The organism is Flavobacterium sp. (genome assembly GCF_040402835.1).
Taxonomy (GTDB): Bacteria; Bacteroidota; Bacteroidia; order Flavobacteriales; family Flavobacteriaceae; genus Flavobacterium.
In genome coordinates this window covers 1-22,657 of the sequence record NZ_JBBALW010000001.1, presented here as the reverse complement: position 1 = coordinate 22,657, position 22,657 = coordinate 1, and the positions used below count along the sequence as shown (strand labels likewise).

24 protein-coding genes are annotated in these 22,657 nt (G+C 32.0%); all 24 read left to right on the top strand.

What is annotated here, in order from left to right; translation table 11 throughout:
- The first annotated feature begins 16 nt into the window (after positions 1-16).
- The 24 genes from AC9UEH_RS00120 (at position 17) to AC9UEH_RS00005 (ending at position 22,423) form a co-directional block, all read left to right on the top strand.
- A complete protein-coding gene (locus AC9UEH_RS00120; RefSeq protein ID WP_509527207.1) occupies positions 17-676 on the top strand; it encodes a class I SAM-dependent methyltransferase in 660 nt (219 codons plus the stop codon).
- A gap of 2 nt (positions 677-678) precedes the next feature.
- A complete protein-coding gene (locus AC9UEH_RS00115) occupies positions 679-1,713 on the top strand; it encodes a glycosyltransferase family 2 protein (RefSeq protein ID WP_509527205.1) in 1,035 nt (344 codons plus the stop codon).
- Positions 1,710-2,735, top strand: coding sequence for a CgeB family protein (locus tag AC9UEH_RS00110; protein ID WP_509527203.1), 1,026 nt, complete (start codon positions 1,710-1,712; stop codon positions 2,733-2,735). The genes AC9UEH_RS00115 and AC9UEH_RS00110 overlap by 4 nt, the downstream gene beginning before the upstream one ends.
- 1 nt (position 2,736) lies before the next feature.
- A complete protein-coding gene (locus AC9UEH_RS00105) occupies positions 2,737-3,798 on the top strand; it encodes a glycosyltransferase family protein (protein WP_509527201.1) in 1,062 nt (353 codons plus the stop codon).
- A gap of 57 nt (positions 3,799-3,855) precedes the next feature.
- Positions 3,856-5,217 (top strand): hypothetical protein, encoded by a 1,362-nt coding sequence (locus AC9UEH_RS00100; protein WP_509527199.1) that lies wholly within the window; start codon positions 3,856-3,858, stop codon positions 5,215-5,217.
- Between the two features lie 4 nt (positions 5,218-5,221).
- Positions 5,222-6,346, top strand: a complete 1,125-nt coding sequence (locus AC9UEH_RS00095) for a glycosyltransferase family 4 protein (RefSeq protein WP_509527197.1) — start codon at positions 5,222-5,224, stop codon at positions 6,344-6,346.
- Between the two features lie 16 nt (positions 6,347-6,362).
- Positions 6,363-7,520, top strand: coding sequence for a hypothetical protein (locus AC9UEH_RS00090; RefSeq protein WP_509527195.1), 1,158 nt, complete (start codon positions 6,363-6,365; stop codon positions 7,518-7,520).
- Positions 7,521-7,671: 151 nt separating this feature from the next.
- Positions 7,672-8,994: an MBOAT family O-acyltransferase gene (locus AC9UEH_RS00085; protein WP_509527193.1), complete on the top strand. Its 1,323-nt coding sequence runs from the start codon at positions 7,672-7,674 to the stop codon at positions 8,992-8,994.
- 167 nt (positions 8,995-9,161) lie between these two features.
- Positions 9,162-10,199 (top strand): acyltransferase family protein, encoded by a 1,038-nt coding sequence (locus tag AC9UEH_RS00080; RefSeq protein WP_509527191.1) that lies wholly within the window; start codon positions 9,162-9,164, stop codon positions 10,197-10,199.
- A 210-nt stretch (positions 10,200-10,409) separates the two neighbouring features.
- Positions 10,410-12,155 carry a carbamoyltransferase family protein gene (locus AC9UEH_RS00075; protein WP_509527189.1) on the top strand — a complete coding sequence of 582 codons (1,746 nt, stop codon included), beginning with the start codon at positions 10,410-10,412 and terminating at the stop codon, positions 12,153-12,155.
- Between the two features lie 124 nt (positions 12,156-12,279).
- Positions 12,280-12,642 (top strand): four helix bundle protein, encoded by a 363-nt coding sequence (locus tag AC9UEH_RS00070; protein ID WP_509527187.1) that lies wholly within the window; start codon positions 12,280-12,282, stop codon positions 12,640-12,642.
- Positions 12,642-12,893 carry a four helix bundle protein gene (locus AC9UEH_RS00065; RefSeq protein ID WP_509527550.1) on the top strand — a complete coding sequence of 84 codons (252 nt, stop codon included), beginning with the start codon at positions 12,642-12,644 and terminating at the stop codon, positions 12,891-12,893. The genes AC9UEH_RS00070 and AC9UEH_RS00065 overlap by 1 nt, the downstream gene beginning before the upstream one ends.
- A gap of 175 nt (positions 12,894-13,068) precedes the next feature.
- Positions 13,069-13,428: a four helix bundle protein gene (locus AC9UEH_RS00060; RefSeq protein WP_509527185.1), complete on the top strand. Its 360-nt coding sequence runs from the start codon at positions 13,069-13,071 to the stop codon at positions 13,426-13,428.
- A 189-nt stretch (positions 13,429-13,617) separates the two neighbouring features.
- Positions 13,618-14,361, top strand: coding sequence for a glycosyltransferase family 2 protein (locus AC9UEH_RS00055; RefSeq protein ID WP_509527183.1), 744 nt, complete (start codon positions 13,618-13,620; stop codon positions 14,359-14,361).
- Between the two features lie 71 nt (positions 14,362-14,432).
- Positions 14,433-14,564, top strand: a complete 132-nt coding sequence (locus AC9UEH_RS00050) for a hypothetical protein (RefSeq protein ID WP_509527181.1) — start codon at positions 14,433-14,435, stop codon at positions 14,562-14,564.
- Positions 14,565-14,695: 131 nt separating this feature from the next.
- Entirely contained in the window at positions 14,696-15,277 is a 582-nt protein-coding gene (locus AC9UEH_RS00045) for a hypothetical protein (RefSeq protein ID WP_509527179.1), read from the top strand.
- Positions 15,274-15,972: a nucleotidyl transferase AbiEii/AbiGii toxin family protein gene (locus tag AC9UEH_RS00040; RefSeq protein ID WP_509527177.1), complete on the top strand. Its 699-nt coding sequence runs from the start codon at positions 15,274-15,276 to the stop codon at positions 15,970-15,972. Before AC9UEH_RS00045 ends, AC9UEH_RS00040 begins: the two co-directional genes overlap by 4 nt.
- Positions 15,973-16,160: 188 nt before the next feature.
- The gene (locus tag AC9UEH_RS00035) at positions 16,161-17,087 is read left to right on the top strand and encodes an NAD-dependent epimerase/dehydratase family protein (RefSeq protein ID WP_509527175.1); all 927 of its coding nucleotides are present in this window, start codon (positions 16,161-16,163) and stop codon (positions 17,085-17,087) included.
- On the top strand, positions 17,077-17,628 hold the full coding sequence (locus tag AC9UEH_RS00030; RefSeq protein WP_509527173.1) for a sugar transferase: 552 nt from the start codon (positions 17,077-17,079) through the stop codon (positions 17,626-17,628). The genes AC9UEH_RS00035 and AC9UEH_RS00030 overlap by 11 nt, the downstream gene beginning before the upstream one ends.
- 513 nt (positions 17,629-18,141) lie before the next feature.
- A complete protein-coding gene (locus AC9UEH_RS00025) occupies positions 18,142-18,372 on the top strand; it encodes a hypothetical protein (protein ID WP_509527171.1) in 231 nt (76 codons plus the stop codon).
- Positions 18,362-18,709, top strand: coding sequence for a type II toxin-antitoxin system PemK/MazF family toxin (locus AC9UEH_RS00020; RefSeq protein WP_509527169.1), 348 nt, complete (start codon positions 18,362-18,364; stop codon positions 18,707-18,709). Before AC9UEH_RS00025 ends, AC9UEH_RS00020 begins: the two co-directional genes overlap by 11 nt.
- A 229-nt stretch (positions 18,710-18,938) precedes the next feature.
- Positions 18,939-20,078 carry a DegT/DnrJ/EryC1/StrS family aminotransferase gene (locus tag AC9UEH_RS00015; RefSeq protein ID WP_509527167.1) on the top strand — a complete coding sequence of 380 codons (1,140 nt, stop codon included), beginning with the start codon at positions 18,939-18,941 and terminating at the stop codon, positions 20,076-20,078.
- A gap of 327 nt (positions 20,079-20,405) precedes the next feature.
- A complete protein-coding gene (locus AC9UEH_RS00010; RefSeq protein WP_509527165.1) occupies positions 20,406-21,599 on the top strand; it encodes an ATP-binding protein in 1,194 nt (397 codons plus the stop codon).
- 272 nt (positions 21,600-21,871) lie between these two features.
- Complete coding sequence (locus AC9UEH_RS00005) at positions 21,872-22,423, top strand: sugar transferase (protein ID WP_509527163.1); 552 nt, start codon at positions 21,872-21,874, stop codon at positions 22,421-22,423.
- Positions 22,424-22,657 lie beyond the last annotated feature (234 nt).

Below are 22,657 nucleotides of genomic sequence, written 5' to 3'. Positions count from 1 at the left end.
AATCAATAATAAATACATGATAAAACTAAATCTTGGTTGTGGTTCAGTAAGGCCAATTGGTTGGATTAATACCGACTCTTCATTAAATGCAAATATTCAAAAGATACCTTTTATTGGTAAATCTTTTGCTAAATTATTCAACCCCGTTGAATACAAAAGTGAAAATTTTGTGTATATGAACTTAAATAAAAAGTGGAGGTACAATGATAACTCAATTGATATAGTTTATGCATCACATTTGTTTGAACATTTAACTTTAAAATCAACCGATTTGTTTTTAAAAGAAGCGAATAGAGTTTTAAAGCCGGGTGGAGTAATTAGAATTGTAGTGCCTGATTTATTGCAAATTGCTAAAAAGTACATTGCGGAGTATGAGCAAAATAGTTTTGAAGCAGAAAGCACTAAATTTATCATGTGGGCAATTAATATGCACAGAGAAGGTCAATATGGAAATGTTGGATTTTTCAAAAAATTAATTTTAGAGTGGCAAGGTTATCCTCATCAACATAAATATATGTATGATGATAAAAGCTTGACTTTTAAAGTTAAACAATATGGATTTCAACAAATAAAAATTAAATCGTATGGTGAAAGTGAATATATCAATGAAATAAAAGATGTAGAAGGGAGTAAAGAGTCATATTTGTCCGTTTATTTAGAAGCTAAAAAACCATAAGTATGAAAATTTCTATTTGTATTCCTCAGTATAACAGAGTAAAATACTTGTTAAAAAGCCTTGAAATCATTGCATTTCAAAGTTACGAAAATATTGAAATAGTTATCAGTGATGATTGTTCAACTGATGATACGGAGGAACAAATAAGAAGTATTATTCCTACTTACAAATACCCAATAATTTATCACAAAAATGAAATAAATAAAGGTTATGATTTCAATTATAGAAATTGTATTTCGCTCGCATCTGGAAAATATGCATTTGTAATTGGAAATGATGACAGTATTTTGGGTAATAATAGTATTCAATATTTAGTGAATTTTTTGAATGAAAATAATTTCCCAGATATTGGTTTCTGTAATATGATAGAAGAAAGTACTGGAGGGACATTAATTAATAGAGCTGTAACAACCAAGTTAATTGGAACCGGTGTAGATGTTGCTCTCAAAAATTATTATTGTTTTAGTTTTGTTGGAGGATTAATATACAAAAAAGACACTTTTGATAAATATAACACGTCTAAGTATGATGGAAGTATTTATGCTCAAATGTATTTAGGCGTATATATAATTAATACAGGAGCTCAATTATTTTCAATACATGAGCCTCTTGTTTTAAAAGATATTGTTTTAGAAAATGAGCATCGCAATTCTTATAAAGATACTATCGCAAAAAAATGGAAAAATTATAAGGTTGTAGATGGGGGGTTGCCCTCAGTTATTCATGTTTTAATTGGTGCGTTAAATGATTCCGATCAATTAACACAGCAAAGAGTTTATTCAGTTTTTAAAAGAATTTACAGTATCACCTACCCACATTGGATATTAGATTACAAACAAAATGATGCATTACCAGAAGCTTTTGGTTTAAGTGTTGGAATGCATCCAAGCAAAAACAATGATTTAAAAATACTTTCCTTGTATTTTCAAATTAAGATTTACTTGATTTACTATTTATTCACTTTATTTTCGATGTTATTTCCGGTATTTGTTTATAAAACCTTTAAACAAAAAATATATTCTTTTCTAAAAAAATGAAATTACTAGTAATTGGAGCAGATAGCAACTATGCTATTGAACGTTTTTATTTGAAATATTGGTCGGCACATGGAAAGAACATTACTGTAGAATTCTTCCCAGCTCAGAATATTTTTTACAAATATTACAATAAAAATAGTTTAAATAAAATAATATTCAAATTAGGTATAAGTGCTATTTATAATAAGATTAATAAAAAATTAGTTAGAAAGATTGATGTATTTCAGCCCGATTTAATTTTTATTTTCAAAGGTATGGAGGTATTTCCAACATCCTTATTATTAGCTAAAGAGAAAGGAATTAAATTGATTAATTACAATCCCGACAATCCTTTTATTTTTTCTGGAAGAGGTAGTGGTAATTCAAATATCACCAAAAGTATTGGTTTATATGACTACCATTTTACCTACAGTGTGGATATAAAAAAACAAATTGATTTGCAATTTAATATCCCGACATCCATACTGCCTTTTGGTTTTGATATTGACGAATCTGTTTATAATTTAGCTTTAAATAAAGACGAGATACATAAGGTTTGCTTTATAGGAAATCCAGATGAATTCAGGGCTAAGTTAATACAAAGTCTTGCAAATAAAGGAATTGAAATTGATGTTTTTGGCTACCGTTGGGAGAAATTTGTAAAGCATCAAAATATCAAATGCTTTAATACTGTCTCCAATAATGAATTGTGGTACACGTTAAGAAAGTATAGAATTCAATTGAACATAATGCGTCCTCATAATTTAAACGCTCACAACATGCGTACTTTTGAAATTCCCGGTATTGGAGGAATTCAGTTGGCACCAAATACACTAGATCATCAATTGTTTTTTGAAGAAGGCAAAGAGATTTTTTTATATAAAAATGTGGAGGAGTGTGTATCCAAAATAAATTATTTACTATTACTATCAACCGCAAAAGCCAATGAGTTTAGGGTCTTTGCACGAGCCGCAGCCATCAATAATAGGCACAGTTATAAAGACAGGGCTATGCAAGTAATGGAAGTTTTAGAAAAATTATAAAATGACTACAATTGCCGTTATTCATTTTCAGCCCTTAGAAAAATATCCGCCAGTAATGAATGTTATTAATAGCATTAGTGCGATGGAAAATATTGCTAGCATTGTTTACACAACAAAACATAAAAATAATAATTGGTTTGCTGCCAATAAAGTAAATATTAAAAGAATAGGAATCAATAAAAATAATTCGTTTTTAAGATATTGGTGTTATATTCAATTTAATACCATTACTTTTTTTAGTTTACTTATTAAGAAACCCAACATTATAATTATTTATGAAACGTATAGTATAGCGCCTGTTTATTTCTACAAAAAACTATTTCAATCATGCAAAATTTTTATTCATTACCATGAATATACCAGTAAAAAAGAAATAAAAAATGCTTCTGCCTACTTTAAAATCCTGCATTTTTTTGAAAAAAAATTGTATTCAAATTGTGAATTTATCTCGCAAACAAATGACGATAGGCTCCAATTATTCTTAAAGGATTATCCAAATATCAAAAAAGACAAGACTTTTGCTGTACCAAATTTACCACCAACTAATTGGATTGAATTTTCCAAGTTAAATAAGAAAGAAAACAAAACAGGTATAATAAAATTAGTGCATGTTGGTGCCATTGGATTAGATACCATGTATGTAAAGGAAATGTTGGATTGGGTTAAGGAGCAAAAAGGTAAATATTCTATTGATTTTTATACCAGTAACATTTCAAGCGAAGCCAAAGTTGTATTTGATACCATGCAAAATAATTATGTTAGGCTATTGGGACCTATTAACTATTTTGAGCTCCCGCAAGTTTTAATTAATTACGACATTGGCGTAACTATTTATAACGGTCATATTCCCAATTATATTTATAATGTGCCAAATAAGGTTTATGAGTATTTGGCTTGTGGTTTAGAAGTATGGTACAGTAAGGATTTAGTGTCAACGGATAAATTAAATAAAGTTAGCAATAGTAAAAATCCCAAACTTCCAGAATTTTTAAAACAATTAAATTGTAACTATGAAGCTCCCGAAAACGACCCACTTTTAACTAAATTATTTCAAAATGTATAAACTGTTCCCAAAATTGAGCTGTTATTTAATTTTACATTTCACGACATTTTCTCTATAATGAAAAAACACCTCAATTATTTTATTGCACTTGCTACCATGATATTGTTTGGTGGCTTGTTCAATTACGACCTATTATCAGCGCTGGCAGTGGGTATTTTTGCCTATTGGATTAGTGCTTTACTGATAAGAGGAAACGATTCCTTACCAATCAAAGAGCTGTTTTTAAGTTTGTATGGTTTACAGTATTTATTTGGCGCTGCCTTGACGTATAATGGCATAGATGAGTACAACTACTTTGAAAATCAAATGAAAGTTCCAAGCAACACTTATTTTATATACACCATACCCGTATTTCTTAGTTTTTGTCTTGGCTTTTCTATTTTTTCTAAAAAGGATGCCCTAATAATCAATCGAGACAGTATAAACCAATGGGTCACCGAGCATCCTCAATTGCCCTATACATTTATTATAATTGGTTTTTTGGTGTCTTTTACAGCGGGTATTTTTCCTAGTGGTTTAGATTTTATTTTTTATTCCGTATCGGGTTTCAAATATATTGGTATTTTCATTTTATTAATGAGTTATAGAACCATTAAACCGGGTTTAATGGTATTGATTTATGGTTCCATTTTAATTAGTTCCTTTCAAGGGGGTATGTTCCACGATTTATTGATTTGGATTATAATACTAGCTCTAATTTTATCGTATCGGTACAAGCCAAGTTTAAAATATAAAGTAACAGGATTAGTGGTTTTTGGAATTTTTGCTATTTTTATTCAATCCATAAAAGGGGGGTTAAGGGAAGAAACTTGGACTAATAATAAAGACGCTTCCGTTTCAATTGTAAAAAACGTTACTAGAGATGTGAATTCCAATAATGGAGGAATGTTTAGTATGGAAAATTTGGGACCTAATATCATTAGAATCAACCAAGGGTGGGTTTTGGCAAGTACACTTGACAATGTTCCTAGAATTGTAGGTCATACCAATGGAGCGCTAACAGTAGGATATTTCTATGCGGCTCTAGTCCCTAGGCTTTTTGATGAAGATAAAATAAAATCCGGAGGTCATGAATATGTAGAAAGATATGCAGGGATTAACGTTGGCGGAAGTACTTCTATTGCTTTGGGATTATTTACGGATGCTTACTTGGAATTTGGCCAATTTGGAGCCATTATTTATACATTCCTTTTTGGCTTACTGTATGGGTATATTTTAAATCAATTTTTTGTTCGGTCTAAGCAATATCCCATTCTAATTCTTTTTGCAGTTTTAGTTTTTGTATTCCCCATGCGCCCTGATTGCGAAACCGTGACGGCACTAAACCATTTATTCAAAACCACCTTTTTTTTGATTATTATTATATATTTTTTCAAGAAAACGTTTTTATTATCGGCAACGGATTCAAAAAATACGTAACTTTTTGAGAACCAAAATTGTAATTTTATATAACTATTTTCTACCTGCTTATAAAGCTGGAGGCCCTATTCAATCCATTGCGCATTTAATTAGGAATGTGCATCAAGATTATGAAATAGTTGTAATCACAAGCAATACGGAATTTGGAGAAAAAGAGTCAATCAATGTAATACCCAATGTTTGGCAAGATTTTGAAAATGGAAAGGCAAAAGTCATTTATTTAAGTAAGGAACATGCAAATGCTTTTTACATCAAAAAGCTCATTGAAAATATAAACCCAGCTAAAATATTTGTAAATGGTATTTATTCTATTCCATTCAGTATTGCACCTGCATTTTTCTTTCCAGAAAAAACAATTATGCATGTTAGAGGCATGTTGCACCCGGGTGCATTGGCGCAAAAACCTTTAAAAAAGAAATTGTTTTTAACCGGAATAAAACTTTTAGGCCTTCAAAAAAAAATTACTTTTTGTGTAAGTGATAATAAGGAAAAAGAATACACACAAGCTATTTTTGGAGAAAATACAAATATAAAAATTGCGCAAAATTTTCCAGCAAGTTTTGAAATAATAGCGCCTATACCAAAAAATACGGGAGAACTTAAATTAGTAAGTATAGCTTTAATCAGTGCTATGAAAAACCATACTTTGGTATTAGAAGCACTGAGTTTAGTAAAAAGTAATGTAATTTGGGATATTTATGGACCCATAAAAGACAATGATTATTGGGGAAAATGTAAAGAATTAATTGACAAATTACCTTCCAATATTACGGTTACATTCAAAGGAGAAATCAACCCAACACAAGTTTATCATACTTTACATACGTATCATTTTTTTATACTACCAAGTGAAAGTGAAAATTTTGGCCACGCCTTATACGAAGCCATGGTAGCAGCTAAGCCCATTATAACCAGTTACAATACTCCTTGGAATTTTTTAAATGAAAACAATGCAGGATACAATGTTGAATTATCACCTGCATCATTGGCAACAGCCATAGCAAATGCAGCTTCATTGAATCAAAACGAATACAATGAAAAAGTAAAGGCGGTAAGAACCTATGCTGAAAATGCCATCCATAGAGAAGAAATAAAACAGCAGTATTTGAAATTATTTACTTTAAATTAATTTGATAACCGAATCCATGAAATTAAACAAACTTTTAGTTCAAATAATATTAGGGTTTATTACTGCATTAGTAATTGTACAATTATTGTTTTCTGAAAAAAGAAAATTCGATGAATTAGCTCTAGGAACGGAAACTGTAACATATATGGCTAAAGATATTTCGGGTTCAAATATTCATTTAACTCATATAGACAAAGCTGAAGAGGGTGTTTTTGTAAATGATTACAATACAAGGGGAAATAAAAATGTCACTTTGTTTTTGGGTAATTCCCAAACCCACAGTATCAATCAAATGAAAAATGGAGAGGTTAATTTTATAAGAATTTTGCATGATACATTAATCAACTCTAATTCAGAAATCCTATGCCATAGTATGCCTAATGCAGGGATGCAAGAGTTTTATTTGTCTTATATGTATTGGAAAAAAAAATTAAATATCAAAGTATTAGTAATCCCTTTATTTTTTGATGATCTCAGGGAGGACGGAATTAGAGATGTTTTTTTCACTAATCTTATTAATGATAGATTTTTATTATCCGACTCTTTAAGTCATATTGGAAAAAAAATAAATACTAATTTAAAAAGTTATTGGTCAAGCAAAAAGGAGGTAAAACTAACTAATAGTTCCGTTGAAAAAAATGATAATCAAGCATTAAGAGAAACTGTTCAAGAAGATGTTGAAAATAATTTAAACTTGTTTTTAGAAAAAAATAGTAAATCTTGGAACAACCGAGAAAATGTAAGAGGAGATTTCTTTGTTTGGTTATACCAATTCAGAAATACGATTTTAGGAATTAATGCAAGCACAATAAGAAAAATGATTCCTCAAAGATATAAAGACAATCTTGAAGCACTTGAATTAATATTGAATGATTGCAAAAAAAATGACATTAAAGTTTTATTATATATTCCCCCAATTCGAAGCGATGTCCCTATTCCTTATGAAAAAAAATTATATTCAAATTTTAAAAATAAAATAAAGGAAATTTGTAAAAAGGAGAAAAGTAAATTATTTTATGCTGATTTTGACACCATAATTCCCGGAAGATATTGGGGTTTTAAGGGGGCTACTAATTTATTAGAAAAACGAGAAATGGATTATATGCATTTTCAATTCAAAGGACACCAAATATTGGCAGATTCTTTATTCAATCATTTAAAATTAATAAATTAAACCTATGATATTTAATTCGGTAACCTTCATTTTGTTTTTATTTATTGTAGTTCTAGCGTATTGGGTCTTGCCTCAGAAAATTAAAATGTGGATGCTCCTTATCGCGAGTTGTATTTTTTATGGCTTTTGGCGTTGGGAATATTTAAGTGTAATGTTTATTTCGGCATTAACAGATTATTTTACGGCCATACAAATTGAAAAAACACCAATTGAGAATAAACGAAAACGAAAACTATTATTGGCTATTACATTATTGGTTAATTTGGGTTTATTGGGTTATTTTAAATATTTGTATTTTTTTACTGATAATATGAATTCATTTGGTGCTTTAGTAGGCATAGATATAAATATACCTTTGTTTAAGGTTCTTTTACCTTTTGGGATAAGTTTTTATACTTTTGAAACCATTAGCTATACAATGGATGTTTATAGAGGATTAATTAAAGCCGAGCGTAGCTTTTTAAATTATGGGTTATTTGTTACCTTTTTTCCAAAATTAGTTGCAGGACCTATCCAACGGGCATCTGAATTGCTCGTGCAATTAAAAAACAGACCTGCATTTCAAGTTGAATTTTTAGCTGAGGGCATTAAAAGAATTTTATACGGATTGTTTTTAAAAGTATTTCTTGCAGATAACATTAGTCCACTTGTAAATGAAGCATTTGCCGCAGACCCTAATAGTCTCTCTGCTATTGATATATGGATGATGGCGTTTTTATTTGGTTATCAAATTTATTTTGACTTTTCAGCCTATAGCCATATTGCAGTAGGCTCAGCTAAATTGATGGGAATCAATATACCCGAAAATTTTAATTTTCCTTATTTAGCCACTTCCTTTAAAGATTTTTGGAAACGATGGCATATTTCCCTTTCATCTTGGATTAGAGATTATTTATACCTTCCACTTGCAGGGGTTAAAGTTACACAAACTACAGGTAAAGGGGGTATTGGCGAAGGTTTAGAGAAAACAAATTCACAAGGTGCTAAAACAAAAGCTTTGTTTCTCACATGGGCAATAATGGGTTTTTGGCATGGTGCAAATTGGACTTTTGTATTTTGGGGTTTATATCATGCAACAATTATATTTTTAGAAAGAAAACTTAAACCATTGAGAGATAAAATTAAATTTCTAAATTTTAAAATTATAGCATGGGGAATTACTTTAATGTTAGCCATGTTAAGTTGGATTCCTTTTAGAGCAAAAACTTTAGAAGATACTTTTATCATGTTTAAAAAAGTGATTACTCCCTCTCAATATTTATATTTTACAATGCGTGAAAATAATTACTTAATAGCTGGTGTAATTTTATTATTAGTTTTAATTACTTATTATTCGAATGAAATAATAGAGCCTAAATTAAATAAATATAAATGGTTAAGTTTTAGTTTTCATACCTTTAAATATGCAATAATAATTATTTTTGTTTTAACATTTTTAAGACCAATAAGTCAATTCATTTACTTCCAGTTTTAGATGATTTAAAAATCTGCGAAAAACAATACTTAACACTTTTCAATTAATTTATAAAGAGAAAATTGTTTAATAAAAAATTAAAAATCTAAAAATTATAGATTATAATTTCATGTATTAACAAAATAGCAAAAACCGTATAGATTGTTTTTATAAATAAATAATAAATTATGAAGCATATACCTTCTTTAAATGGTTTAAGAGCAATTTCAATTTTCATTGTATTGTTTGCACACCTTAAAGATACTTTCGGAGTTCCTGAATTTTTAATAAAACTTATTAGTTGGACTTGTTATGGTAATTTAGGGGTAGAAGTTTTTTTTGTAATAAGTGGTTTTTTAATTAGTACAATTTTATTGTCGGAAGTAAAACGCAACGATAACATTAATTTTAAAAGATTTTATTTCAGAAGATTTCTTAGAATTTTTCCAGTGTTTTTTTTATATGTTATTTTTATTTTATTTTTAAATAATATCTATAATTTAACAATTCTAGATTTTATTAAGCCTTTGTTTTACTTTTCTAATTTTGCAGTTTTTGGAGGTCATTGGTTTTTAGGGCATACTTGGTCATTATCTGTAGAAGAACAATTTTATTTAATTTGGCCATTTACTATTTATAAATTTAAAAAATATATACCACAAATAGCGTTAACTATTTTTTTCTTAGCTATTATTTTAAGACTTATTGGATTATTTAATCAAGAATATAGTGATTTTATATTTAATCCATTAATTGGTTCTCTTGATGGAATTTTAATTGGTTCCTATATTAGCTTATTAATTATTGAGGGTAAACTCCCTAGGTTTTATGGCTATTACAAAAGTATTAAACACCCCGTATTATATACCATAATATCATTATTGTTGTTGTATAGTCTACAACATTTTGGTAATATTGGTTACACTTTATTTATTTTATTAAAGGGATTTGGGTCAATTTTAATTGCTTTTTTTCTAATATACTGTATTCAAGAAAAAGAAACTTTGATTTATCGTTTTCTAAATCTCAAATTTATTTCATATGTAGGTATTTTATCGTATTCAATATATATATGGCAACAGTTTTTTCTATTAAAAATTGGAGCTACTAAACAAATATTTTTCTTTCAAAAATACCCTTTAAACATTTTGTTTGTTTTTATCATTGCTATACTATCTTATGAATTATTTGAAAAGCCAATTTTAAAACTTAAAAATAATAATTAAAGAATCAGTCTCAAGTCTCTTATCTCGAAGTCTCAATTCTCAATTCTCAAAGTCTCACAGTCTCAAAAGTCTCAAAGTCTCAAAGTCTCACAGTCTCAAAGTCTCAAAGTCTCAAGTCTCAAAGTCTCAAAGTCTCACGTCTCAAAGTCTCAAGTCTCAAAGTCTCAAGTCTCAAATTCTCAAATTCTCAACCTTAACCTCAACCTCATAATGATCATACTCGGACTCAACGCATACCACGCAGACTCATCAGCAGCCCTATTTGTAGATGGTAAAATGATAGCTGCCACCGAAGAAGAACGCTTTAGGCGCATCAAGCATTGGGCTGGATTTCCTAGTGAGGCCATAGCATTTTGCTTAAAAGAAGCCGGTATTACCATAGACCAAGTAGACCACATTTGCATTGGTCGCGACCCAAAAGCCAAGGTTTGGAACAAAGCCAAATACGTGCTTAAAAGCCTTACCAAAAAAAATACTTTAATTTTCGACCGTATTAAAAATAGCGGGAAAATAAAAAGTTTAGAAAGCGAATTTGCAGCACACTTTGATTGTAAAGAAGCAGCAATAAAAAGTAAAATTATCAATGTAGAACACCACAGAAGTCATTTGGCATCGGCATTTTTTGCCAGTCCATTTGAAGAAGCAGCCCTATTATCAATCGATGGTTCCGGAGATTTTACTACTACCATGATAGCAATAGGCAGAGGCAATCAAATTGAGGTGTTAGATTCTATTGATTTCCCGGTGAGTGCAGGCTTGTTTTATTCGGCTTTTACCCAATATTTAGGTTTTCCACATTATGGCGATGAATATAAGGTAATGGGATTAGCGCCCTATGGCCAACCCAATTATGTGGAAGAAATTAGAAAAATAGTACATTTTAACAAGGATGGTTTATTTAGTTGGGATGCTGATTATTTTGTGAATCCCAATGAAATAAAACTGGATTATGACACCCATATTCCGTTAATTTCTACTCTTTTTGGAGCAAAAATGGTGGAAGTATTTGGCCCCGCACGTAAAGAAGGAGAAGAACTTACGCAAAAACACAAAGACATAGCAACCAGCGTACAAAGAGTATGTGAGGAATTGATACTTCATATATTGAATCATTTGCAAAAACGTACGGGTTTAAAAAATGTGTGTATTGCAGGTGGTGTGGCACAAAATTCTGTTGCCAATGGAATCATTTTAGAAAAAACAGACTTTGATAATTTATACATTCCTTCTGCGGGGCATGATGCCGGAATTAGTATGGGTTGTGCGTTGTATGCCTATAACCACATTTTAAAAAATCCGAGACAACCTGCTATTTATAATGCTTATACGGGTAGTAAATTTTCCAATGAGGAAATCGAGATTTATTTGAAAGAACGTGGCATAAAATACGAACGACTCGAAGATACAGAATTGTATGATAGAATTTCCGATAAATTAATAGAACCTGGCGTAGTAGGTTGGTTTAGCGGAAGAGCAGAATTTGGTCCTCGTGCTTTGGGAGGAAGAAGCATCATTGCCGATCCCAGAAACAATAAGGCCAAAGAGTTATTGAATGCAAAAATCAAACGCAGAGAAAGTTTCCGACCTTTTGCGCCAAGTATTCTTAAAGAGTATATGGGCGACTATTTTACCAAAGTTGAGGAGGTTCCATTCATGGAAAAAGTATTCCCAATAAAACCCGAAAAGCAGGCAGAAATTCCTGCAGTAACCCATGTAGATGGTACTGGTAGATTACAAACAGTAAGCAAAGACGTAAGCCCGCGATACTATGCTCTTATTGATAGGTTTAGAGAAAAAACTGGGGTGCCTATTTTGCTAAACACCTCGTTTAACGAAAATGAACCCATTGTAAATACACCAGCAGAAGCCTTAGATTGTTTTTTGAGAACGCAAATGGATATGTTGGTTTTGGAAAATTGTGTTATTGTTAGAGAGAACGAGAGTTCGAGAGGATGAGAGGATGAGAGGCGAGAGGATGAGAAGCTAGAGGGCGAGAGGCGAGAGGATGAGAGGGCGAGAAATGAGAGTGCGAGAGAGCGAGAAGCGAGTCGTTTAAATATATGAACTAATTAATAAAAAAATGAAGAGACGACACGATTTTAAACAACTTGAAATTTATATACGAAGTTTAAAATTAGCTGAAAATATATTGACACTAGTTGATGAAGTTAAACCATATCGTTTAGGTGAGCAGTTAGCTGGGTCTGCAATATCTATACCATCAAATATTGCTGAAGGAGCCGAACGAGGAACCGATAAAGAATTTCATCGTTTTTTGGAATACTCAAGTGGATCGGCAGCAGAATTATTTACACAATTAATATTAGTAGAAAGAACAGCAAAATATAATCAATATCCAATAAAAGTATGGATTAAAGAGTGCGAAGAAATAAACGCAATGATTAGAGGATTCATGATCAAATTGTCAAAAGAATATAATTAATTATCTCAAACTCTCGTCCTCTCGAGCTCTCAAATATTGCTGAAGGAGCAGACAGGGGCACCGATAAAGAATTCAGACGTTTCCTTGAATTTTCGAGTGGATCGGCAGCAGAACTTGAAACACAATTAACATTGGTTAAAAATACGGGCAAATACAATCAATTCCCTTTAGATTATTTGATTCAAGAATCCTACGAGATAAATTCAATGATAAGATCATTTATGAAAAAACTATCCCTCAACAATAACTAAGTCTAAAAGTCTCACGTCTAAAAGTCTCACGTCTCACAGTCTCACAGTCTCACAGTCTCATAGTCTCATAGTCTCATAGTCTCACGTCTCACGTCTCACGTCTCACGTCTCATAGTCTCACAGTCTCACGTCTCACAGTCTCACAGTCTCACGTCTCACAGTCTCAAATAAAAAAATGAATACCAGACATAATTTTAGGAAGTTAGAGATTTATCAAAGAAGTATGAAATTGGCTTCCGATGTATTGACATTGGTTGATGAAATAAGACCTTACCGACTAGGAGAACAATTAGCTGGTTCATGTATTTCAATACCTAGTAATATTGCAGAAGGAGCAGATAGAGGCTCTGATAAAGAATTCAGACGTTTTTTGGAATATTCAAGTGGATCGGCAGCAGAACTTGAAACTCAATTGACATTGGTTAAAAATACCGGAAAATACAATCAATTTCCTTTAGATGATTTGATTCAAGAATCCTACGAGATAAATTCAATGATAAGATCATTTATGAAAAAACTTTCCCCCCAACAATAATCAAGTCTAAAAGTCTCACGTCTAATAGTCTCACGTCTCACAGTCTCACAGTCTCATAGTCTCATAGTCTCACGTCTCACGTCTCACAGTCTCACAGTCTCATAGTCTCACGTCTCACAGTCTCACAGTCTCACAGTCTCATAGTCTCACGTCTCACAGTCTCACGTCTCACAGTCTCACAATCTTTAAATGAAAATAAGTTTAATCACCGTATGTTATAACAGCGCTGCAACGATAGAAAAAACAATTTTATCGGTAACGGCACAAACCTATGCTAACATTGAATATATTGTTGTTGATGGGAATTCTAATGATGAAACATTAAGCAAAATACAAAATCATGAAGACAAAATCACCCATTGGATATCGGAACCGGATAAAGGGTTGTATGATGCCATGAATAAAGGAATTGCCATGGCGACTGGAGATATTGTTGGGATATTAAATTCAGACGATACTTTTTATTCCGATACAATTCTAGAAGAAATTGCCGCATTTCATACTGCGAATGCTATAGATGCTTCGGTGGGAAACATTATGCAGCACCAGGAAAATGGCAAGGTAGTTCGGGTATATTCCTCCAAATATTGGTCTCCAGAAAAACTAAAAATTGGCTTTATGCCACCTCATCCGTCTATTTTTTTTAAAAGAGAATTGTTTGACAAATTTGGTAATTACGAATTAGGATTCATTATTGGTGCCGATTATGAATTGATTATTCGATTTTTTCTAAAAAATAAAATCAATTGGAACTATTCGGGTATCACAACTACAGCGATGTTAGTTGGTGGCTTGAGCAGTTCGGGAAGCAGTTCTTATAAATTAATTACCAAAGAAATTCAAAAAGCACTTGAAATGAATGGCATCCTTTTTTCAACATTAAAAATTAAGCTGCGTTGGGTTTGGAAAATGGTGGGTTTTTTGAGGAAATAATTTTTGAGGATGAGACTAAGGTTGAGGTTAAGGATAAGGTTGAGTGAAATAGGGGAATAAATTCATAAAAAATGAAAATAACAATTACGGGTACTTCAGGTTTTGTAGGTCAAAATCTACGACTTTATTTAGCGGAGGTTTTTGAGATACAAGGCATTTCAAGAAAAAAGGGTGACGAATTGATTTCATACAATGTTTTTTAGGTAAAAAGACAGTATAAAGCGTTAATCGTTTCATTTGTCACGCTATTTAATCTTTATTTTTTTGGAATTGTATTTGTTTCTTTTAATTCTTTTTATATCTTTGGGAACTAAACATACTAATAATTCGTATAATGAGTTCACTTATTAAAAAAAATAATTGGCTTTTGCAAATCTACCAAAGTCCTCGTTCAGTATTTGGATTGGCGGATGTTGCCTTGCTTACTGGGGAGACAAATTCTATTTCTTTAACCAAGAAATTACATTATCAAGTAGGTAATGGTAACTTAAAAAATCCACGTAAAGGATTGTACACTAAACCCATTTATGAACCCTCAGTCTTAGCTTGTACGGTATACACTCCCTCTTATTTATCGTTAGATTATGTGCTTCAAAAAGAAGGTGTCATTTTTCAATACGATAGTACGATTACGGCGGTTAGTTATTTGAGTAGGGCTCTGGAAATTGATGGTTGGAAAATTAAGTATAGCAAAATAAAGGACTCTATTTTATTCAATACCACTGGTGTTCTGTCTAATCCCAATGGTCTAAATGTTGCCACTACAGAAAGGGCTTTTTTAGATTTACTTTACCTGAAGGGCGAGTTGCATTTTGATTCCATAAACACCATAAATACAAAATTAGTGCAGGAATTACTTCCTATTTATGAGAGTAAGGCACTTGAAAAACGAGTAATGAAACTGTTGGAAATATGAATGTAACTAAGCATAAATCTTACCTAATACGGATCTTAAAAGATATTTACGATGATATCGAATTGGGAAATATGCTAGGTTTCAAAGGAGGAACTGCTTTGATGTTTTTTTATGGGTTGCCTCGATTTTCAGTTGATTTAGATTTTCATCTCATTCAACCGGAGCAGCAAGGTTTAGCGTTTGATAAAATTCGTTCCCTCGTATTGAAATATGGAAAAATTCACGATGAAGCAGTTAAACATTTCGGACTTATCATTGTTCTGGACTATGGTTCTGGAGAGCGAAAGTTGAAGGTAGAGATTTCTAACCGGCCGTTTGATAATCATTATGAGATAAAAAATCTATTGGGAATCAGTATGAGGGTTATGACTGGGCCTGATATGTTTGCACACAAAGTTTGTGCACTTTTAGATAGAAGTTCTTTTACTAATCGGGATTTGTTCGATTGTTGGTTTTTTATGCAACAGCAAACAGCAATAAATAAACAAATTGTGGAGGAAAGAATGAAAAAACCTTTACCAGATTATTTTCAGGATTGTATCGTTTATTTAGAAAATATGTCGGACAGGAATATTCTTCAAGGACTAGGCGAATTGTTAGATGAAGATTTGAAGAAGTTTGTAAAAACAAAACTGCGGATAGAAGCTATAGCCTTGTTTAAAATTTATAGGGATATGCCTTTGCTGGAAGAATAGGTATGGGTTAACTGGTTATTTGTTAAGGGTTTAAAAGTTTAATCGTTTACTTGATTAACTGTTTCAATCGCTAAAAGATAACGAAGCGCTATTTGTGTTATTTCAATAGCTACTGAAATTCTTTCTAATGCCTGAATGCTCGTGATGACTGATTACTCACGATTAATCTATAAAAAAAACATATTTAAATGAGTCGTTCCATAGTTTTTATTACAGGAATCAATGGTTTCGTCGGTCAAAATCTCACACTTTATTTAGCCAAGGATTTTGATGTGAAAGGAATTTCAAGAAGGGAAACTTCAATTAGCTTAAATTATGAAAATTTCTTTCAGGAAAAGCGAGATTACGACGCCATAGTTCATCTTGCAGGTAAAGCCCACGACTTGAAGAAAACAGCAAACGATGCTGATTATTACGAGGCTAATTTTGAGTTAACCAAACGTTTGTATGACCAGTTCTTACAATCGGATGCCCATCGGTTTATTTACATCAGTTCCGTGAAAGCGGTTGCCGATACTGTTGTAGGTATTTTGACGGAAGAAGTAGTTCCCAATCCTGTAACGCATTATGGAAAATCAAAAATACTGGCTGAGAACTATATTTTAGCCAATTTGCCGCGAGATAAAAAAGTATATATTTTGAGGCCATGCCTGATTCATGGTCCAGGAAATAAAGGAAATCTTAATTTGTTATACAGCTTGGTCAGCAAGGGTTTTCCGTGGCCTTTGGGTGCATTCGAAAATCAACGCTCCTTTTTGAGTATTGATAATTTATGTTTTGTAATTAAGCAATTGTTGGAAAAGGAATCGATACCATCCGGGGTTTACAATGTAGCAGATGATGCAGCGCTTTCAACCAACGAATTGATAACTTTAATTTCTAAATCTCAAAATAAACTCCCAAAGACTTTGGCGATTCCTAAAAAAATAATCTTTCTTTTGGCTAGAATTGGAGATATTTTACATTTACCCCTAAACTCAGAACGTTTGCAAAAGTTGACCGAGAATTATGTGGTGAGCAATCAGAAAATAGTTAAAGCATTAGGAAAGCCACTTCCTTTTTCCGCTGAAGAAGGATTCAAAAAAACCTTTCAATCGTTCTCAAATGGTCAATAGAATTTTTGCAATAGTACTTTTAGTGGTTCTTTCTCCCATTTTTATTTTGGTTGCTTTATCTATCTTATTTGAAGATGGATTTCCTGTATTTTTTACTCAAAAGCGAGTGGGTGAAAAGTATACTTTTTTCGATATCTACAAGTTTAGAAGTATGAAAAAGAATACTCCTAATGTGGCGACCCATTTGTTATATAACCCAGCGCAGTATGTGTCAAAAATCGGAAGGGTTTTGCGAAAATTAAGTTTAGATGAATTACCCAATCTTATCAATATCATCAAAGGACAAATGGTTTTTGTTGGCCCCCGCCCCGCATTATACAATCAGGATGATTTAATGCAACTTCGAATTTCAGCAGGCGTTGAGAAATTAAAACCGGGCATTACGGGTTGGGCTCAAATTAATGGTAGAGATGAAATTTCATTGGAAGAAAAAGTGGCGTTAGAGAAAGAATATTTATCTCGAAAATCGTTTTGGTTTGATATGAAGATTATTTTACAAACGTTTACAAGTGTATTGAAAAGTGATGGGGTGGGGCATTGAGGAAGTTGGGAAAGTTGTAAGTTTTAGGTTGAGGAAGTTGTGGGTTATGTGTTGAAAACGTTGAACCGTTTAATCGTTAATTCGATACCGATTAGTATACACGAATAACCGAATAAAAAAATTCGTTTTTTTTGCGAACTTTGCGAAAAACTTTGCGCTCTTTGCGGTTAAATTAATTTTTAAATTATTCAATATTTAATTAAACACCAACTACTTCAATTCGATTAATCAAATAACCGAATAACCAAATCCACTCTTTACAGCGGTGGTTGTATGTTGAAAACGTTGAACCGTTTAACTGTTTAATCGTTAATTCGAGAATAGTAGTAAATCACCATTAACCAAATAATCAAATAACCGAATAACCAAATCCACTTTTTACAGCGGAGGTTGTGGGTTGAAAACGTTGCTTCTCAATTAATAGTGTCGAGCAATTTTAACAATTATTTTATTTTTGATATACCAAAAAGACATACCTTTGTGATATCTTATTTAAGAATTAAAAATGTACTTATGAAAACAGTATCACTAAAAATAGACGATTCCATATTTGGAGAAACCGAAAAAATTCTTTCCGGAATTAATATTCCTAGAAACAGGTATATTAATGAAGCTATAGCGTACTATAATAAAGCCCAAAAAAGGCACCTTTTAGAACAAAAATTAAAAGTAGAATCCGAAATGGTAGGAGAAGATTCAATGAAAACATTGAAAGAATTTGAAAATTTAGCATATGCAAATTAATCAATATGAAATTTGGATTGCCGATTTAAATCCTCAAATTGGAACTGAAGCTGGAAAATCAAGACCTGTTTTAGTGGTCCAGTCGAATTTACTTAATAAAATACCACACCCTTCCACTATTGTTTGTCCTATCACAACCAATGTACATATTGATTCGGGCATTCTAAGAGTTCATTTAAAAAAAGGAATGGCAAATTTGCATGAAAATTGTGATGTAATGATTGATCAATTAAGAGCGATTGATAATAAACGCTTGATGAAAAAAGTGGGGATGCTACCTAATGAATTAATTCACACAATTAAAGAAAATATTTCAATTTTAATAGATTTGGATTAAAATGGTTTTTGCGGTCATCAATCATGAGTTAGTTGTTTAGGAAGTTGTCCCCATAACCTCCGAAGGGTAAAATCTCCCTAACCCCCGAAGGGGGAATTAGAAGTGGGATTTGGAGTGTTGGTTGAGAAATTAGACAATAGATTCAGAGATAAAAGATTCAGAGATAAAAGATTAAATAGTATTTAGTTGCAAATTTTTCTTTTGTAGCTAAATAAAAATAGATGTAAAAATGATTAACTCAAAAATATGGCTCTCCTCGCCCCACATGAGAGGCACCGAACAAAAATATATTCAAGAAGCTTTTGATACCAATTGGATTGCTCCCTTGGGTCCTAACGTAGATGGATTGGAATTGGATTTAGAGACTTATCTTGAAGAAACTGTTTTTGTTGGGGCACTCAGTGCAGGAACTTCTGCCATTCATTTGGGATTAATACTTTTAGGAGTTTCCAAAGGCGATGTGGTATTGGTGCAAACCCATACCCATAATGCATCGGTAAACCCAATATTATACCAAGGAGCAACCCCAGTTTTTATCGACAGTGAATTAGAAACTTGGAACCTCTGTCCTATAGCTCTTGAAAAAGCAATTAAAGACAGAATCGAGAAAGCGAAAAAGCCCAAAGCCATTATTGCTGTACATTTGTATGGAATGCCGTATCAAATAGAAGCCGTAAGAGCAATTGCAGATAAGTACCAAATTCCTATTTTAGAAGATAGCGCTGAAGCTTTAGGGAGTAGCTACAAAGGGCAAAAATGTGGTACTTTTGGAGATATTGGTGTTTTATCCTTTAACGGGAATAAAATTATTACTACTTCAGGTGGTGGTGCCATCGTTACCAAAACCGTTGCCCAAAAAGAGAAAGCTATTTTTTATGCTACCCAAGCTAGAGACCATGCGCCCCATTTCCAGCATTCAGAAATTGGTTACAATTACCGTATGAGTAATATCTGCGCAGGAATAGGTAGGGGACAAATGGAAGTCTTAGATGCTCATGTTGCCTTACGAAGAGCGATGCATGATTTTTATGTTGAATTATTCAAAGATATTTCAGGAGTTACTGTTTTTACAGCTCCTAATACGGATTATTTTTCTAATCATTGGTTGAGTACCATCTTAATAGACCCAATAAAAACCAACGGCATCACCCAAGAAACCCTGCGGTTGGCATTGGAAGCTGCCAATATAGAATCCCGCCCATTGTGGAAACCCATGCATTTACAACCTGTTTTTGAAAAGTACCCTTTTTACGGGAATAAAGTAGCGGAAACACTATTTGAAAATGGTTTGTGTTTGCCTTCGGGATCTAATCTAACAAACGAAGACCGGGATAGAATTGCCAAAGTGGTAGGTAGGGTATTTGGTTGAGGAAGTTACAGGTTATAAGTTGTGGGTTGAAAAAGCTGAAGGTTGAGGAAGTTGTAAGTTGTAGGTGGTAAGTTGTAAGTTGATTTTAACCGTTTCTCTTTGCGTTCTTTGCGAAAAACGTTGCGTTCTTTGCGGTTAAATTAATTTTTAAATTATTCAATATTTAATTAAACAAATAACCGAATAACCAAATCCACTTTTTCCGAAGTTGAGAGTTGAAAAAGTTGAACCGTTTAATTGTTTGATTATCAAATATCAAAAAATAAATAAAAAATGAACATTAAGATATGCAATTAAATTGTATATTTGCACAATAAAAAATGCAAAATGGATATTTTATTAGAACAATCAGAACGCTTAATAAGCAGTATAAACCTTAACTTTAAACGCTATTTATTTGATACTATTCAATGGGATAGTCGCTTAATTGGTGTAAAAGGGGCAAGGGGAACAGGCAAAACAACGCTTTTGTTACAATGGATTAAGGAACAAAATCTTCCCACTGAAAAAGCAGCTTATTTTTCATTGGATGACTTGTATTTTTTGGAACATTCACTGAAAGACACAGTAACTCAATTTTATAAAAATGGAGGTTTGGTTTTAGTGTTAGATGAGGTGCATAAATATAAAAATTGGTCAATAGAAATTAAAAATATTTATGATTTTTTTCCTGAATTAAAAATCATCTTTACAGGTTCTTCAATAATTGACATCAGTAAACAAGAAGGGGATTTAAGTAGAAGAGCCTTAATGTATGAACTTCCAGGGTTGTCCTACAGAGAATACTTATCCATGTTAGGTATCATAAATCTTCCTGTGATTGGATTAGAAGAATTACTGTTTAACAGTGCTGAAATCAAAAAAAAAATTCCGCATACTTTTCGTCCACTAGAACATTTTAACAAGTACTTGAATTACGGGTATTATCCCTTCGGAATAGTTGATAGTTCTTCTATTCACCAACGAATCAATCAATTGATACGAACTGTTGTTGAAGTAGATATGGCCGAATTAAAAGATTTTGACATTCGCAATGCCAAGAAATTATTGCAACTCGTTTATGTAATCGCACAACAAGTACCTTTTAAACCTAATATTTCAAGCTTAGCTATTAAAACAAGTATTCACAGAAATTCATTAAACAATTATTTGTATTATTTGGAGCAAGCCAAGATACTATCGCTATTGTTTCCAGCCGGAAACAGTACTGCCGTGTTGCAAAAACCCGAAAAAATATTCTTAAACAATACTACATTATTAGCTGCACTAGCGGAGCAAAAACCGAATATAGGAACTGTTCGCGAAACTTTTTTTCTTTCACAGCTGCAACCCTTGCATAAAGTACAACTGCCTAAACAAGGAGATTTTTATGTTAATGATAGCTATACTTTTGAAGTAGGAGGCAAAGGCAAAGGGCAAAAACAGCTTGAAGCAATAGAAAATGCTTGGGTTGTTAAAGATGATATTGAATATCCAATGCTGAAAACTATACCTTTATGGATGTTTGGTTTGTTGTATTGAGTTTGAAAAAGTTGTAGGTTATAAGTTGAGAAAGTTGAAAAAGTTGAACCGTTTAACCGTTTAATTGTTATTTCGGTAGCAAGTAGTAAATAACGGTTTTTAAAATAACCGAATAATCAAATCCACACTTCCGAAGTTGAGAGTTGAAAAAATTGAACCGTTTAACCGTTTAGTTGTTAATTACGATTAACCGAATAACCAAATTATCAAATTACCAAATTTTCAAATTTTCAAATTTTCAAATTTTCAAATTACCAAATTAATTCTTCCCAATGCCAAAACGTATTTTTGATCTTTTTTTTGCAACATTTGGTTTGATATTAACCTTTCCAATACTACTACCTGTATACCTAATCGCTTCAATTGACACGAAACAAAATGGAATTTTCTCTCAAAAGAGAATTGGTCAATTTGGTCTGCCATTTACAATCTATAAAATCCGAACCTTCGGACTTTCAGAAATAAAACCAGTTTCTAAAATTGGCGCTTTCTTGAGAAATTCAAAACTAGATGAGCTGCCTCAATTGTGGAACGTGCTACTGGGAAATATGAGTTTCGTAGGGCCCAGGCCCGACATTGCCAGATATTACGATGTTTTGGAAGGAGAAAACAGGAAAATATTGGAATTAAAACCAGGGCTAACCAGCTTAGCGAGTATTAAATATGCCAATGAAGACAAGATATTAGAACATCAAGAAAATCCATTACTTTACAACGACACGGTACTTTTTCCAGATAAAGTTAAAATGAATTTGGCGTATTTTTACAATCATTCCCTATTTGGAGATGTCAAGATACTTTGGAATACACTATTTAGAAATTAATTAAATCACACATCTTTGCCTTTTTTGAACTACTATTTTTTAACTTACTGTTAAAAGATAAAAACGTACGATAAAAAACAAATCAAACGCTTAAAATAATTTTTTAGTAATTAATGAATTTAAATCAGAATAAAAATATTATTTTTGCTTTTCAAACGAAATAAAAGTAATTATTTAAGTAGGTATAGGCGTTTAGGTCGCAATTAATTATCTTTGCCTTATGGCGGATAGAAA

Coding starts and splice junctions, on each gene's coding strand:
- AC9UEH_RS00120 (WP_509527207.1), top strand. CDS start 17: ATGATAAAACTAAATCTTGGTTGTGGTTCAGTAAGGCCAATTGGTTGG.
- AC9UEH_RS00115 (WP_509527205.1), top strand. CDS start 679: ATGAAAATTTCTATTTGTATTCCTCAGTATAACAGAGTAAAATACTTG.
- AC9UEH_RS00110 (WP_509527203.1), top strand. CDS start 1,710: ATGAAATTACTAGTAATTGGAGCAGATAGCAACTATGCTATTGAACGT.
- AC9UEH_RS00105 (WP_509527201.1), top strand. CDS start 2,737: ATGACTACAATTGCCGTTATTCATTTTCAGCCCTTAGAAAAATATCCG.
- AC9UEH_RS00100 (WP_509527199.1), top strand. CDS start 3,856: ATGAAAAAACACCTCAATTATTTTATTGCACTTGCTACCATGATATTG.
- AC9UEH_RS00090 (WP_509527195.1), top strand. CDS start 6,363: ATGAAATTAAACAAACTTTTAGTTCAAATAATATTAGGGTTTATTACT.
- AC9UEH_RS00085 (WP_509527193.1), top strand. CDS start 7,672: ATGTTTATTTCGGCATTAACAGATTATTTTACGGCCATACAAATTGAA.
- AC9UEH_RS00080 (WP_509527191.1), top strand. CDS start 9,162: ATGAAGCATATACCTTCTTTAAATGGTTTAAGAGCAATTTCAATTTTC.
- AC9UEH_RS00075 (WP_509527189.1), top strand. CDS start 10,410: ATGATCATACTCGGACTCAACGCATACCACGCAGACTCATCAGCAGCC.
- AC9UEH_RS00070 (WP_509527187.1), top strand. CDS start 12,280: ATGAAGAGACGACACGATTTTAAACAACTTGAAATTTATATACGAAGT.
- AC9UEH_RS00060 (WP_509527185.1), top strand. CDS start 13,069: ATGAATACCAGACATAATTTTAGGAAGTTAGAGATTTATCAAAGAAGT.
- AC9UEH_RS00055 (WP_509527183.1), top strand. CDS start 13,618: ATGAAAATAAGTTTAATCACCGTATGTTATAACAGCGCTGCAACGATA.
- AC9UEH_RS00050 (WP_509527181.1), top strand. CDS start 14,433: ATGAAAATAACAATTACGGGTACTTCAGGTTTTGTAGGTCAAAATCTA.
- AC9UEH_RS00045 (WP_509527179.1), top strand. CDS start 14,696: ATGAGTTCACTTATTAAAAAAAATAATTGGCTTTTGCAAATCTACCAA.
- AC9UEH_RS00040 (WP_509527177.1), top strand. CDS start 15,274: ATGAATGTAACTAAGCATAAATCTTACCTAATACGGATCTTAAAAGAT.
- AC9UEH_RS00035 (WP_509527175.1), top strand. CDS start 16,161: ATGAGTCGTTCCATAGTTTTTATTACAGGAATCAATGGTTTCGTCGGT.
- AC9UEH_RS00030 (WP_509527173.1), top strand. CDS start 17,077: ATGGTCAATAGAATTTTTGCAATAGTACTTTTAGTGGTTCTTTCTCCC.
- AC9UEH_RS00025 (WP_509527171.1), top strand. CDS start 18,142: ATGAAAACAGTATCACTAAAAATAGACGATTCCATATTTGGAGAAACC.
- AC9UEH_RS00020 (WP_509527169.1), top strand. CDS start 18,362: ATGCAAATTAATCAATATGAAATTTGGATTGCCGATTTAAATCCTCAA.
- AC9UEH_RS00015 (WP_509527167.1), top strand. CDS start 18,939: ATGATTAACTCAAAAATATGGCTCTCCTCGCCCCACATGAGAGGCACC.
- AC9UEH_RS00010 (WP_509527165.1), top strand. CDS start 20,406: ATGGATATTTTATTAGAACAATCAGAACGCTTAATAAGCAGTATAAAC.
- AC9UEH_RS00005 (WP_509527163.1), top strand. CDS start 21,872: ATGCCAAAACGTATTTTTGATCTTTTTTTTGCAACATTTGGTTTGATA.